General features: G+C 67.5%; 14 protein-coding genes. 4 read left to right on the top strand and 10 right to left on the bottom strand.

Annotated features, from left to right (window positions below; translation table 11 throughout):
- Positions 1-13 precede the first annotated feature (13 nt).
- From L1Z78_RS17060 to smpB, 3 genes are all read right to left on the bottom strand, one after another.
- Entirely contained in the window at positions 14-541 is a 528-nt protein-coding gene (locus tag L1Z78_RS17060; RefSeq protein WP_234637577.1) for an RNA polymerase sigma factor, read from the bottom strand.
- A 30-nt stretch (positions 542-571) separates the two neighbouring features.
- Positions 572-976 carry a hypothetical protein gene (locus L1Z78_RS17055; RefSeq protein ID WP_234637576.1) on the bottom strand — a complete coding sequence of 135 codons (405 nt, stop codon included), beginning with the start codon at positions 974-976 and terminating at the stop codon, positions 572-574.
- Between the two features lie 110 nt (positions 977-1,086).
- Positions 1,087-1,560 carry an SsrA-binding protein SmpB gene (gene smpB / locus L1Z78_RS17050; protein WP_234637575.1) on the bottom strand — a complete coding sequence of 158 codons (474 nt, stop codon included), beginning with the start codon at positions 1,558-1,560 and terminating at the stop codon, positions 1,087-1,089.
- Positions 1,561-1,728: 168 nt separating this feature from the next.
- On the opposite strand from smpB, the gene L1Z78_RS17045 reads away from it, so the two are divergent.
- Positions 1,729-2,181 carry a type II toxin-antitoxin system RatA family toxin gene (locus tag L1Z78_RS17045; RefSeq protein ID WP_234637574.1) on the top strand — a complete coding sequence of 151 codons (453 nt, stop codon included), beginning with the start codon at positions 1,729-1,731 and terminating at the stop codon, positions 2,179-2,181.
- Complete coding sequence (locus tag L1Z78_RS17040) at positions 2,174-2,518, top strand: RnfH family protein (protein WP_234637573.1); 345 nt, start codon at positions 2,174-2,176, stop codon at positions 2,516-2,518. Before L1Z78_RS17045 ends, L1Z78_RS17040 begins: the two co-directional genes overlap by 8 nt.
- Before the next feature lie 31 nt (positions 2,519-2,549).
- On the opposite strand, the gene L1Z78_RS17035 is transcribed toward L1Z78_RS17040, so the two are convergent.
- Positions 2,550-3,086, bottom strand: coding sequence for a DUF4124 domain-containing protein (locus L1Z78_RS17035; RefSeq protein WP_234637572.1), 537 nt, complete (start codon positions 3,084-3,086; stop codon positions 2,550-2,552).
- A gap of 110 nt (positions 3,087-3,196) precedes the next feature.
- Here L1Z78_RS17035 and guaB point away from each other — a divergent pair, with 110 nt between their 5' ends.
- On the top strand, positions 3,197-4,672 hold the full coding sequence (guaB, locus tag L1Z78_RS17030) for an IMP dehydrogenase (protein ID WP_234637571.1): 1,476 nt from the start codon (positions 3,197-3,199) through the stop codon (positions 4,670-4,672).
- 66 nt (positions 4,673-4,738) lie between these two features.
- Here the strand turns inward: guaB and ilvD are convergent, their stop codons facing one another.
- Positions 4,739-6,436, bottom strand: a complete 1,698-nt coding sequence (gene ilvD, locus L1Z78_RS17025) for a dihydroxy-acid dehydratase (protein WP_234637570.1) — start codon at positions 6,434-6,436, stop codon at positions 4,739-4,741.
- 103 nt (positions 6,437-6,539) lie between these two features.
- On the opposite strand from ilvD, the gene L1Z78_RS17020 reads away from it, so the two are divergent.
- Positions 6,540-7,475 carry a LysR family transcriptional regulator gene (locus L1Z78_RS17020; protein ID WP_234637569.1) on the top strand — a complete coding sequence of 312 codons (936 nt, stop codon included), beginning with the start codon at positions 6,540-6,542 and terminating at the stop codon, positions 7,473-7,475.
- 15 nt (positions 7,476-7,490) lie between these two features.
- Here L1Z78_RS17020 and L1Z78_RS17015 read toward each other — a convergent pair whose 3' ends face one another.
- The 5 genes from L1Z78_RS17015 to L1Z78_RS16995 all read right to left on the bottom strand — a co-directional run bounded on the left by L1Z78_RS17015 (position 7,491) and on the right by L1Z78_RS16995 (position 12,258).
- Positions 7,491-7,946 carry a RidA family protein gene (locus tag L1Z78_RS17015; RefSeq protein WP_234637568.1) on the bottom strand — a complete coding sequence of 152 codons (456 nt, stop codon included), beginning with the start codon at positions 7,944-7,946 and terminating at the stop codon, positions 7,491-7,493.
- Positions 7,947-7,969: 23 nt separating this feature from the next.
- The gene (locus tag L1Z78_RS17010) at positions 7,970-9,313 is read right to left on the bottom strand and encodes an OprD family outer membrane porin (RefSeq protein WP_234637567.1); all 1,344 of its coding nucleotides are present in this window, start codon (positions 9,311-9,313) and stop codon (positions 7,970-7,972) included.
- A gap of 208 nt (positions 9,314-9,521) precedes the next feature.
- Positions 9,522-10,190 (bottom strand): TetR family transcriptional regulator C-terminal domain-containing protein, encoded by a 669-nt coding sequence (locus L1Z78_RS17005; RefSeq protein WP_234637566.1) that lies wholly within the window; start codon positions 10,188-10,190, stop codon positions 9,522-9,524.
- A 5-nt stretch (positions 10,191-10,195) separates the two neighbouring features.
- On the bottom strand, positions 10,196-11,164 hold the full coding sequence (locus L1Z78_RS17000; protein WP_234637565.1) for a PDR/VanB family oxidoreductase: 969 nt from the start codon (positions 11,162-11,164) through the stop codon (positions 10,196-10,198).
- Positions 11,165-11,208: 44 nt separating this feature from the next.
- Positions 11,209-12,258, bottom strand: coding sequence for an ABC transporter substrate-binding protein (locus L1Z78_RS16995; protein ID WP_234637564.1), 1,050 nt, complete (start codon positions 12,256-12,258; stop codon positions 11,209-11,211).

Raw genomic sequence — 12,258 nt, 5'->3', positions numbered from 1 at the left:
CATGGCAGCCTCGTCATTTCAGCCGGCGCAGCGCGGGAGGCTGGGCTGCCGAGGGCGGCGCTGGCGCTGCCGTGGCGGGTGCCTCCATCAACTCGCGCAGGCGGGTACGGGCGCGCGACAGGCGCGACATCACCGTGCCCAGGGGCAACTGCAGCACGCGCGCCGTGTCGGCGTAGCTCATGTCCTCCACGCTGACCAGCAGCAGCACGGCCCGCTGTTCGGCGGGCAGGCGCTGCAGGCAGCGCTCCAGGTCCCGGGCGGCTTCGCTGCCGTCCTCGGGCGCCGCCAGCGTCTCGCTGACGCTGTCCAGATCCAGCCATTGCCCGCGCGCGGCCGAGCGCCGCTGGTTCAGGTAGAGGTTGTGCATGAGCGTGAACAGCCAGGCGCGCAGATCGCCATCGGGGCGCCACAGCAGCCATTTGCGGCAGGCGCGCTCCAGCGTGTCCTGCACCAGGTCGTCGGCCGCCCAGGCGTCGCCCGCCAGCAGCCGCGCGTAGCGGCGCAGGCCGGGCAGGTGCTCCAGGATCTGGCTGCGGTCCATGGACAGGTGCCGTTGCGGAGGAAGCCGGCGTCAGGGTCGTGCGGTGTGCCAGACGCCCAGCACGCCGTCGCCCGTGGTGTCGCCGGGCTTGGCATCCTTGGCCCAGTAGTACAGCGGCTTGCCCTTGTAGGCGATCTGGCTGCCGCCATCGTCGCGCTGGACCACGCTGTAGTTACCGCCCGATGGCGCCTGCTTGCCCATCAGGGGAGGCCAATTGGTCGCGCAGGGGCCGTTGCACACGGACTTGCCGCTGCCGGCCGTGTCCTTGTCGAAGGTGTAGAGCGTCATGCCGTTGGCGCCCACCAGCATGCCGTTGTGCACGCTGACCGCGCTGGGGGGCGTCTGGCCCGAGGCGCTTGCCGTGGGCGCGGAATAGCAGCCCGCCAGTGTCAGGGTGATGGCCGCCGCGAAGGCGAGGGTGCCGAGCTTCTTCATCGCTGTCTCCGGTGCTTGCCGGCGCGCGGGATTGCGGCCGGACACTGCAATGAACACGCGGCCGCCCCGGTTTATTCCACGGCCCCTGAAAAAAAGCGCCCCGCGCGCCGTCAGCGGTTGAAGCTCTTCATGGCGCGCTCGACCTCGCGCTTGCCTTCGCGGTCCTTGATGACGTCGCGCTTGTCGTGCTCGGCCTTGCCCTTGGCCAGGGCGATGTCGCATTTGACGTAGCCGTTCTTCCAGTGCAGGTTGATGGGCACCAGGGTGAAGCCCTTTTGCTCGACCTTGCCGATCAGGCGCAGGATGTCATCCTTCTTGAGCAGCAGCTTCTTGATGCGCGCGGCATCGGGATTGACGTGGGTGGAGGCAGTCTTGAGCGGGTTGATCTGGCAACCGAACAGGAACAGTTCGCCGTCCTTGATGATGACGTAGCCATCGGTCAGTTGCACCTTGCCGCTGCGCAGTGCCTTGACTTCCCAGCCGTGCAGCACGATGCCGGCCTCGAAGCGTTCCTCGAAGAAGTAGTTGAAAGCGGCTTTTTTGTTGTCGGCGATGCGCGACTGTGTTTCAGGTTTCTTGGCCATGGAGTAATAGATGCGGCGAAAACCTGGAGATGAAAGCTCTCCCTACAATACTGGATTGCCGTCTCGCCTCTGTGCGGGATTTTAGTTTCGCCTTGCCGTCATTGTGACAGCCGGCCGCGGCCTTGCCGCCCAGCCGGTGTTTTGCATGCCGTGCAGCCCGCCCCGTTCATGAAAAAAGTCAACAAGTCCGTCCTGATCTGGTACAGCCCCCAAGAAATGTTTGCCCTGGTGACGGACGTGGCCCACTATGCCGAGTTCCTTCCCTGGTGCGATCAGGCCAGGGTGCTGGAGCAGGACGAGCAGGGCATGACGGCCGAAGTGGGCATTGCATTCGGCGGCATGCGCAAGTCCTTCGTCACGCGCAACACGCACAGCGTGCTCGACGACGGCGGCCGCCAGGTCAGCATCCGCCTGGTCAAGGGGCCTTTTTCACGCCTGGAGGGGAACTGGATGTTCCACCCCGTGGGCGACGGTTCGCAGCGCGCCTGCCGCGTGGAGTTGCAGCTGGACTACGGTTTCGACAACATGGCCCTGGCCGCCGTGGTCGGGCCGGTGTTCGACCGCATCGCGGGCTCCATGGTCGATGCCTTCATCAAGCGCGCCGAGCAGGTCTATGGCTGAACCCCTGTCCGTGCTGCGCATCACGCTGGCATGCAGCCCGCGTGCCGGCCAAGTCGCCGAACATTCCCTGCAATTGCCGGCGGGCGCCACGGTCGCCGATGCCGTGCAGGCCGGTGGTGGCTGGCAGGCGCTGGGCCTTGCGCAGGCCGGGCCCGTGGGCATCTGGGGGCGCAGCGTGCCGCTGGACAGGCCGTTGCACGACGGCGACCGCGTGGAACTGTACCGCCCGCTGACCGTGGACCCCAAGGTGGCGCGCCGTGAGCGCTTCGCGCGCCAGGGCGCGCGTGCCACGGGCCTGTTCCAGCGCCAGCGTCCGGGGGCCAAGGCCGGCTACTGAGCGGCCGGCCCTTCGCGGCGTGGCGCAGGCTTCAGCGTGCCGGGCCGCAGTCCGATTCGATGATGGCGTCGGCGCGCTTGAGCTCGGCGTCGCGCGTGGCTTCGTCCATGAAGCCGCGCTCGCCCTGATCGTTGGTGTGGGCCAGCAGGCGGCCCGAGGCCAGCGTGGCCTTGGCCTGCCTGGCGCGCATGCAGTTGTCCTGACGCTGCTGGGCCTGGCGGTCCTTGTCGGCCTTGGCCTTGGCGGCCTCCTGGGCCTCGGCCTTGCGCTTTTGCTCCTCCAGCGCCTTGTCGGTGCCGGCGGGCTTGCTGTCCTTGGCCACGGCCTGTGCCGCGGCGGAAGCGTCCGCAGTGGGCTGCGCGGGGGCCGGTGTCGCCGTGGCCGCAGGTGCGCCAGCGGAGGCGCTTGCGCCGGGCTGGCGCAGGATGTTCTTGGCGGGGATGTCGGGCGGAGGCGCACGGTCGCTGAAGACCTTGCGACCTTGCGCGTCGACCCATTGCCACTGGGCGGCCGCGGGCAGCGCTCCGGCGGCCAGCGTGGCGAGCAAAACGAGCTTGATGGCGTGCATGATGATGTGGTTGGTCGGGCCGGTAGCCGGGAGCGATAGCTGGGAACAATGGCCTACAGCATACATTGTGATCCAGAGCGCGTGTACAATCCTTCTTTTGGAGCTCTCACATGCGCCTTCTCGGTAAAGCCCTGACCTTCGACGACGTCCTGCTGGTCCCCGCTTTCTCCCAGGTCCTGCCCAAGGACACCACGCTCAAGACGCGCTTCACGCGCAACATCTCCCTGAACATCCCCCTTGTGTCCGCCGCCATGGACACCGTGACCGAAGCGCGCCTGGCCATCGCCATCGCGCAAGAGGGTGGCATCGGCGTGATCCACAAGAACATGACGGCCGAGCAGCAGGCCGCCGAAGTGGCCAAGGTCAAGCGCCACGAGTCCGGCGTGGTGCACGACCCCGTGGTCATCACCCCCGAGCACACCGTGCTGCAGGTGCTGCAGCTGTCCGAGAACCTGGGCATCTCGGGCTTCCCCGTCTGCGACGGTGGCAAGGTGGTGGGCATCGTCACCAGCCGCGACCTGCGCTTCGAGACCCGCTACGACGTCAAGGTCAGCCAGATCATGACCCCGCGCGAGCGCCTGATCACCGTCAACGAGAAGGACGGCACCACGCCCGTCGAGGCCAAGGCCCTGCTCAACAAGCACAAGCTCGAGCGCATCCTGGTCGTGAACGACGCCTTCGAGCTCAAGGGCCTGATCACCGTCAAGGACATCACCAAGCAGACCACCTTCCCCAACGCCGCGCGTGACAGCGCCGGCCGCCTGCGCGTGGCAGCCGCCGTGGGCGTGGGCGAGGGCACCGAGCATCGCGTGGAACTGCTGGTCAAGGCCGGCGTCGATGCGCTGGTGGTGGACACGGCCCACGGCCACAGCAAGGGCGTGATCGACCGCGTGCGCTGGGTCAAGCAGAACTACCCGCAGGTCGATGTCATCGGCGGCAACATCGCCACCGGCGCCGCTGCGCTGGCACTGGCCGAGGCAGGCGCCGACGCCGTCAAGGTCGGCATCGGCCCCGGCTCCATCTGCACCACGCGCATCGTCGCCGGTGTGGGCGTGCCCCAGATCATGGCCATCGACAGCGTGGCCCAGGCCCTGCAGGGCACGGGCGTGCCGCTGATCGCCGACGGCGGCATCCGCTTCTCGGGCGACATCGCCAAGGCCCTGGCCGCCGGCGCCTCGACCATCATGATGGGCGGCATGTTCGCCGGCACCGAAGAGGCTCCGGGCGAAGTCATCCTGTACCAGGGTCGTTCGTACAAGAGCTATCGCGGCATGGGCTCCATCGGCGCCATGCAGCAGGGCTCGGCCGACCGCTACTTCCAGGAGTCGAGCACCGGCAACCCCAATGCCGACAAGCTCGTGCCCGAAGGCATCGAAGGCCGCGTGCCCTACAAGGGCTCCATGGTCTCCATCGTCTACCAGATGGCCGGTGGCGTGCGTGCGGCCATGGGCTACTGCGGTTGTGCCACCATCGAGGAGATGAACAACAAGGCCGAGTTCGTCGAGATCACGGCGGCCGGCATCCGCGAATCGCACGTGCATGACGTGCAGATCACCAAGGAAGCGCCGAACTACCGCGCCGACTGATCTGGCGCCGTCGCGCCAGACGGGAAAAGGGTCCGGGCAGTTCTGCCCGGGCCCTTTTTTCATGGTTCAGCTTGCGAAGTTGTCCAGCACTGCGCCCGAGCTGGCGCTGGAGGCATTGAATGCGAACTTGGCCTGCACGCCGCGCGTGTAGCGGGGGGCAGGCGCCTTCCAGTCCGCGCGGCGCCGGGCCAGTTCATCCTCGGCCACATTCAGCTGCAACCGCAGGGCGTGCGCGTCGATGGTGATGGAGTCGCCCTCATGCACCAGCGCGATGGTGCCGCCCACGGCGGCCTCGGGCGCCACATGGCCGACCACCATGCCCCAGGTGCCGCCCGAGAAGCGGCCGTCGGTGATCAGGCCCACGCTCTCGCCCAGGCCGGCGCCGATCAGGGCGCCCGTGGGGGCCAGCATTTCGGGCATGCCGGGGCCGCCCTTGGGACCCAGGTAGCGCAGCACCATCACATCGCCCGCCTGGATGCGGCCCGCCAGGATGGCGGCCAGCGCCGATTGCTCATCGTCGAACACGCGCGCCGGCCCGGTGATGACCGGGTTCTTCAGGCCCGTGATCTTGGCCACCGCGCCTTCGGGGCTGAGATTGCCCTTGAGGATGGCCAGGTGGCCCTGCGGGTAGAGCGCGTCGGCGATGGGGCGGATCACCTCGGGCCGGGGCGGCACGTCCGGCACGTCCGCCAGGGTCTCGGCGATGGTCTTGCCCGTGATGGTGATGCAGTCGCCATGCAGCAGGCCCGCGTTCAGCAGCAGCTTCATGACCTGGGGAATGCCGCCGGCCTGGTGCAGGTCCACGGCCAGGTATCTGCCGCTGGGCTTGAGGTCGCACAGCACCGGCACGCGCTGGCGGATGCGCTCGAAGTCATCGATGGACCACGGCACGCCAGCCGCGTGGGCGATGGCGAGAAAGTGCAGCACGGCATTGGTGGAGCCACCGGTCGCCATGATCACCGAGACCGCGTTCTCGATGGACTTGCGCGTCACGATGTCGCGCGGCTTGAGGTCCCGCCGGATGGCCTCGATCAGCACCCTGGCGGATTCCTTGGCCGAGTTTTCCTTTTCGTCATGGGGATTGGCCATGGTGGAGGAATAGGGCAGGCTCATGCCCAGGGCCTCGAAGGCGCTGGACATGGTGTTGGCGGTGTACATGCCGCCGCACGAGCCGGTGCCGGGGATGGCGTGCTGCTCGATGTCCTTGAGCTCCTGGTCGCTGATCTTGCCTGCGGCGTTTTCCCCGACGGCCTCGAACACGCTGACGATGTTCAGGTCCTGGCCTTTCCAGCGGCCGGGCAGGATGGTGCCGCCGTAGACATAGATGGCCGGCACGTTGGCGCGCAGCATGCCCATCATGCCGCCGGGCATGTTCTTGTCGCAGCCGCCGACCACCAGCACGCCGTCCATCCACTGGCCGCCCACGCAGGTCTCGATGCAGTCGGCGATCACCTCGCGGCTGACCAGCGAATACTTCATGCCCTCCGTGCCCATGGACATGCCGTCCGAGATGGTGGGCGTGCCGAACACCTGGGCGTTGCCGCCTGCTTCCTCGATGCCGGCGATGGCCGCGTCGGCCAGCTTTTGCAGGCCCGAGTTGCAGGGCGTGATCGTGCTGTGGCCGTTGGCCACGCCGACCATGGGCTTGCTGAAGTCCTCTTCCTTGTAGCCCATGCCGTAGAACATGGAGCGGTTGGCGGCGCGCGCCTTGCCCTCGGTGATGTGGGCGCTTCGGCGGTTGATGGGCAGCGGTGGGGTGGTCATGGCGTGTCTCTCGCTTGTCTGTCGTGGTGGGGTGCGATGAGTATGGGCGCTTTGATCCATCCGATCCAATCCTATTCATCGCCTGGATTGATATGCTGCGCATATGAATGAACCCTCCATCGACCTGCGTGCCTGGCGGCAGTTCCTGGCCGTGGCGGACGAGCTGCACTTCGGCCGCGCCGCCACGCGCCTGCACATGACGCAGCCCCCGCTGACGCAGGCCATCGCCCAGCTGGAGCGCAACCTGGGCGTGGCGCTGTTCCATCGCTCCAGCCGCCATGTCGCGCTGACGCCGGCCGGCGAGGCGCTGCTGCCGCAGGTGCGCGAGCTGCTGGCGCGGTCGGCGGCGCTGCCGGGGCTGGCGCGGGCCGCGGCGGCGGGCGAGGTGGGGCGCGTGCGCCTGGCCTTCGTCTCCACCATCGGCTTCACGCGGCTGCCGCTGTGGGTGCGGGATTTTGTCGCAGGCACGCCGGGCGTGGCGCTGGAGCTGGTCGAGGCCACCAGCGATGTGCAGATGCAGGCCTTCGAGCGCGGCCAGATCGATGCCGGGCTGATGCTGCATGCCCCGGGCCATGCGCCGGCCGGCCTGCAGTGCCTGGCCGTGGGGCGCGAGCCCATGGTGCTGGCGCTGCCCGCCCAGCACGCGCTCGCCGGTACAGACCGGTTGATGCTCGACGAAGTGCTGGAGCAGCCGCTGGTGATCTTTCCGCGCCGCATCATGCCCTCGCTGCACGATGCGGTGATGGACCTGTACCGCCAGCACGGCAAGGTCCCGCGCATTGCGCAGCAGGCGATACAGATGCAGACCATCGTCAACCTGGTCTGGGGCGGCATCGGCCTGGCCTGGGTGCCGGCCAGCGTGATGCAGTTTTGCCGGCCCGGCGTGGTCTATCGCGAGGTGGTGCATGCCGCCGGCGCCACCCGCGCGGGCCGCAAGCCCGTGGCGCTGCCGACCTGCGAGACCAGCCTGGCCTGGCCGGCCGATGCCCTGTCGCCCGCGCTGGCGCGCTTCGTCGAGTTCGTGCGCGCGCAGGGCTGAGAGGTCCGCCGCCGGTCATCGTGGCAGGTACATGGTGGCCTCCACTTCGACCAGCACCTCGTCGCCGGGCAGAAAGCGCGAGACCTCGACCACCGTGCTCACCGGCGGCGTGCCGGGGTAGAACAGGCCGCGCACGCGGTTGTAGGGCGCGTAGTGCGGCAGGTGGCGAAAGTACTGCACGAGCTTGAAGACATCCTGCATGCTGCCGCCCTGCTCGGCGGCGATCTGGCGGATGCGCTCCAGCACGAACCAGCTTTGCGCGACGATGGCGGCCTCGAACACGTCCACCGACATCTGCCCCGTGGCATAGCCCAGGGTTTGCAGCGCGCTGCGCGCGTGCCCGGGAATGTCGTCGTAGCCGGCCACGGCGCGGCGCGAGGCGGGATCGACGGCCACCACGCCGCTCATGAAGACGAAGTCGCCCACGCGCCGGGCCGCCGCGTAGTGGGCCATGGGTGTGCCCATGCTCATTTTTTGTTCCTCCATTCCTTGCATCACCACCGGTATTCCATGGCCAGCCGGTTCTGCCAGAAGTTGGTGGCATGGACCGGGGAAGTGGCCAGTGCGATGAAATTGCTCACGCGCAGACCTTTCAAGCTTCCGCTGAACTGGTAGATGGCATAGCCCAGGTATTCCGACTGGCGCAGGCTGGGGGCCGTGGCGCTGCTTTTGAGGTCCATGTAGGAGTACCGAAATCCTATGAACCAGCCCGGCGCCGGCGCGCCATTCACATCCAGCGCATAGGCATTGCCCGCGCCCAGGTCCTGCGTGCTGGAAAGAAAGGGCTGGGCGAACATCGGGCCCGAGGCGACATAGTGGGCATAGGGCGTGACCAGCGCCCCGTTCAAATAGGAGTCCGCGTTGGGAACGATGCGGTTGTAGCTCAGGGACAGCGTCGCGGAATGGCGCTTGGCACCGACCTGCAGGCCGTAGACCTTGCTGTCGACCTTGCCCAGCAATTGCCGGCCTTCGCCGGTTTCGCGGAAAACCTGGCCGGCGATGAAAGGCAGTACGCCATCGCCTTTGCCACTGCCGTTGCCATCGCCTTTCGCGCTCCATTGCGCCTGTACATAGGCCATCCTGGCGTAGTCCTGGTAGTTGAAATACCAGGCCTGGCCTTGGAGTTCCATGGTCTGGAGATCCAGGCTCCTGACACCGCCCACGCCATGAAAGCCCGGCGTCTCGGCCATGCCCGCGGGGGAATAGGCGTCGATGGTGGTGTTGTAGGTCGTGAGCCTTTTGAAGCTGTCATCGATATAGGACTTGAAGCGCGTCATGCGCACGGCCGTGATGTGGTTGCCATCGGACAGGCCGTAGCGCGCCGAGATGCCCTGGAACAGCTGGGCCGCCATGCGCCAGTCATAGCTGGCGGCAAAGGGCAGCTCGATGGCCTGGTTGCCGAGGGTCACGCGGGCATGGCGGTTTTCCCAGCGCGCATAGGCCTCGCCCATGGCCGTGATGTCGGGCCCCACATAGCCGTCGACGCGCGAGGGATCGCTGGAGCGGTGCAGCGGGCGCTGCAGGAATCCGGAAACCCCGAACGAGAACCCCTGGTACCCGGCCGAGCGGAATCCGATTTTCCCGCCGATGCTGGCCGTATCCTGGCGAAGGCCCGGCACGTAATAGGCATTGCTGCTGTGAAAGTAGATAGCCCGTGCATGGCCTTCGAATCGCCCCTTGGACAGCATGTCCCCGGGACTGTCCGCCTGGCTTTTGGGCGCTGGCGTATCGCCACCGGAATCCGCCGCCTGCGCCGCAACGCCTGAAAGCATGGACAAGGCCACCGCCGCCTGATGCAGGCGATGGCGGCAAAAGGATTTTCCGTGGTGCGTCTTCATGGCTTCTCCTCCCGGTGGAGTGGGTTGAAAAATGCGGACCGGACCGTTTTTCCCTGGATGCGGGCAAGGCTGCGCCATCCACGCAATGGCGATGCCTGTTGCGTGTTGCCTGTTACCTGTTTCGCGATGGAATGGAAAAGTGCCTTCCAGGAAGGCCATCACGCCCCATCAGGGCCTGATGCGCAGTGGCATGGCTGCCGGTCGCTGGCTATCGGACGCCGGAGCCCTTCATCAGGAATGCCGTGACCTGTTCGATGAGATAGCGCTGGTCCTTTTCACCGCTGTCGATGGGCGTGTCGCGGAAATAGGCGGCCTGGGTGGCGTGGTCGGCATAGAACTGCGTCACCGCCCAGATGTGGAACAGCACCAGCATGGGGTCGGCGGGGTCCATCAGTCCCTGGTTCATCCAGTTTTGCAGCACGGCCACCGCCTGGTGGGTGCGCTGCTTGCTGGTATCCATCATGGAGCGCAGCACCGGCGCGCCGCGCATCATCTCGGCGGTGAAGATGCGCGAGCGCAGCGGGTGCTCGAAGGAGAACACCATCTTGCGGCGGATGAGATCGCCCAGCACCTTGCGCGGGCCGAAGGCCTCATCGCTGAAGCCGAAGACCACGATCCAGTCGTTGAGGATGTCCTGCAGCACCTGCCGGTACAGCGCTTCCTTGCTGCCGATGTAGTAGTGCAGCTGCGCCTTGGACAGTCCGGCCTTGTCCGCGATGGCCTGCGTGGATGCACCGGCCAGCCCCTCGCTGGCGAACACCTCGATGGCCGCCTGGTGGATCAGGCCGAGCACCTGCGTGTACTTGCGCGAGCGTCCGCGCGTGGCGGGCGCATCCACGGTGTCTGCGTCGTCGAGGGTGGGGGAGGGAGAGGGCATGGCGGTCACAGCTCGAGCACGAGCGCATGGTTCTTGGCACGCGAGCAGCATAGCGCGATGCGGCTGCGCCGCTCGGTGGCGGTCAGGCAGACATCGCGGTGCTCGGCACCTTCGCCATCGCCGGGGACGACGCAGGTGCCGCAAAGCCCTTGCTGGCAGGACACGGGGATGGCTATGCCCACGTCATGCAGCGCGTCCACCGCCGTCTGGTCGGCGGCCACGGGCACCTCGATGCCGCGCCGCGCCAGCTTCAGCGTGAAGGGCCGGCCGGTGGCGTCCACGGCGCTGCCGTCGGGCGCCGCGAAGTACTCGGTGTGCAAGGCCTCCTCGGGCCAGTGGGCGGCCGCCGCGCGCACCGCTTGCACAAAGCCGCCGGGGCCGCAGACATACCCATGGGTGCCGGGCGCGGGGTCGGCCAGCAACTGGCCCAGGTCGATGCGCTGCGAGGCCGGGCCCTGGTCCAGGTGCAGCCGCACATGCGGCGCCAGGTCGGGCGCGCGCAAGGCCTGGGCGAAGGCCAGGTGCTGCCGGCTGCGGGCGAACACGCACAGCGTGAAATCCGCACCGCGCCGGGCCAGTTCCTGCGCCATGGCCAGCAGCGGCGTCATGCCGATGCCGGCCGCCAGCAGCAGGTGGCTGCGCGCCTGGGCACGCAGCGGGAAGGTGTTGCGCGGCGTGCTGATGGCGATCAGGTCGCCCTCGCGCACGCGCTCATGCATGGAGGCCGAGCCGCCCCGGCTGGCCGCCTCGCGCTTGACGCCGATCACATAGGCCTGCCGGCCCGCGGGCTGCGGCGCCCGCGCCAGCGAATACTGGCGTGAGAAGCCGCCGGGCATGTGCACGTCGATGTGGGCACCGGCCTCATAGCCGGGCAGGGCGCGGCCCCACGGATGGCTCAGCTCGAAGGCCAGGATGTCGGGTGTCTGCCGCGCGATGCGCGAGACGCGGACGGTGAGCGTGCGTTCGAGGCCCATGGGGCGGGATCTCCTTGCGGCGGGTGATGGGGGGCGTGCGCGGTTCACCGGCCCGTCGTGCCGGTCAACTGCTTGCGGATGTCGACGCCCACGCCCTGGTTGACGAAGCGCGTGTCCACGACCTTGGACAGGTCGATCTGCCCGCTGCGGTACAGGCCGGCCCGGACCATCTTGTCGTGGAAGTCCTTGACGCGCGCCGGATCGATGGCGCCAATGCCCCGGGTCAGCGAATCCGTACTGTCCACGAGGCCGAGCTTTTTGATGCGGTCGATATAGCCCTGCTGCACGGCCAGCGAGGCGTCGGGATTGATCTGGAGGATCCGCTGCTTGGCGGCCTCGTTCCTGCCGTACAGGAAGTGGTTCCAGCCGATGATCGAGGCCTCGATGAACCTGCGCACGGTCTCGGGCCGGTTCTTCACCATGTCCGTGCGCGTCTCTATGGTGGTCGCGTAGGTGGAGAAACCGTGGTCGGCCAGCAGGTGCACGACGGGCTCGAAGCCGGCCGCGTTGCGGATGGCGATGGGCTCGGAGAAGGCATAGCCTTGCTGGATGGATCGCTTGTCGGCCAGGAAGGGGCCCATGTTGAAGGTGTAGGGCCTGAGGCTTTTGTCCTGGAAGCCGTGCTCCGACTTCATCCACTGCCAGAAGCTGAACTGGCCGTCCTTGCCGATGAAGGCCACGGGCGCCCGGGCCAGGTCCTCGAACCGGTCGTAGCCCTGGCCCGGATGGGCCAGCAGGGCCTGCGGGTCCTTCTGGAAAAACGCGGCGACCACCACGGTGGGGATGCCGTTCTTGACGTTGTCGAAGGACTGCAGCAGGTTGCCCGCCATCAGGAAGTCGACCTTGCCCGCGGGCAGCATGGGGCGGTTGTTGACCAGGGCGCCGCCTTGCTGGATTTCCACATCCAGGCCGTATTTTTTGTAGGTGCCATCCACCAGCGCCTGGTAGAAGCCGCCATGGTCGGCATGCGCCTTCCAGTTGGTGGCGAACACCACCTTTTCCTGGGCGTGGGCGGCCAGCGCGGCGCCCAGGCATGCCAGGGTGATGGCGGCGCGCCGCAGGGGCGAGGGGCGGGTGCAAGCGGGCGTGGTCAT

Source organism: Delftia tsuruhatensis, assembly GCF_903815225.1.
Classification (GTDB): Bacteria; Pseudomonadota; Gammaproteobacteria; order Burkholderiales; family Burkholderiaceae_C; genus Comamonas; species Comamonas tsuruhatensis_A.
This window is presented reverse-complemented; position numbering and strand designations above follow the sequence as displayed.

Excerpts from the sequence above, each read along its gene's own strand:
- L1Z78_RS17060 (WP_234637577.1), bottom strand. The coding sequence starts at position 541 with ATGGACCGCAGCCAGATCCTGGAGCACCTGCCCGGCCTGCGCCGCTAC.
- L1Z78_RS17055 (WP_234637576.1), bottom strand. The coding sequence starts at position 976 with ATGAAGAAGCTCGGCACCCTCGCCTTCGCGGCGGCCATCACCCTGACA.
- smpB (WP_234637575.1), bottom strand. The coding sequence starts at position 1,560 with ATGGCCAAGAAACCTGAAACACAGTCGCGCATCGCCGACAACAAAAAA.
- L1Z78_RS17045 (WP_234637574.1), top strand. The coding sequence starts at position 1,729 with ATGAAAAAAGTCAACAAGTCCGTCCTGATCTGGTACAGCCCCCAAGAA.
- L1Z78_RS17040 (WP_234637573.1), top strand. The coding sequence starts at position 2,174 with ATGGCTGAACCCCTGTCCGTGCTGCGCATCACGCTGGCATGCAGCCCG.
- L1Z78_RS17035 (WP_234637572.1), bottom strand. The coding sequence starts at position 3,086 with ATGCACGCCATCAAGCTCGTTTTGCTCGCCACGCTGGCCGCCGGAGCG.
- guaB (WP_234637571.1), top strand. The coding sequence starts at position 3,197 with ATGCGCCTTCTCGGTAAAGCCCTGACCTTCGACGACGTCCTGCTGGTC.
- ilvD (WP_234637570.1), bottom strand. The coding sequence starts at position 6,436 with ATGACCACCCCACCGCTGCCCATCAACCGCCGAAGCGCCCACATCACC.
- L1Z78_RS17020 (WP_234637569.1), top strand. The coding sequence starts at position 6,540 with ATGAATGAACCCTCCATCGACCTGCGTGCCTGGCGGCAGTTCCTGGCC.
- L1Z78_RS17015 (WP_234637568.1), bottom strand. The coding sequence starts at position 7,946 with ATGAGCATGGGCACACCCATGGCCCACTACGCGGCGGCCCGGCGCGTG.
- L1Z78_RS17010 (WP_234637567.1), bottom strand. The coding sequence starts at position 9,313 with ATGAAGACGCACCACGGAAAATCCTTTTGCCGCCATCGCCTGCATCAG.
- L1Z78_RS17005 (WP_234637566.1), bottom strand. The coding sequence starts at position 10,190 with ATGCCCTCTCCCTCCCCCACCCTCGACGACGCAGACACCGTGGATGCG.
- L1Z78_RS17000 (WP_234637565.1), bottom strand. The coding sequence starts at position 11,164 with ATGGGCCTCGAACGCACGCTCACCGTCCGCGTCTCGCGCATCGCGCGG.
- L1Z78_RS16995 (WP_234637564.1), bottom strand. The coding sequence starts at position 12,258 with ATGACCACGCCCGCTTGCACCCGCCCCTCGCCCCTGCGGCGCGCCGCC.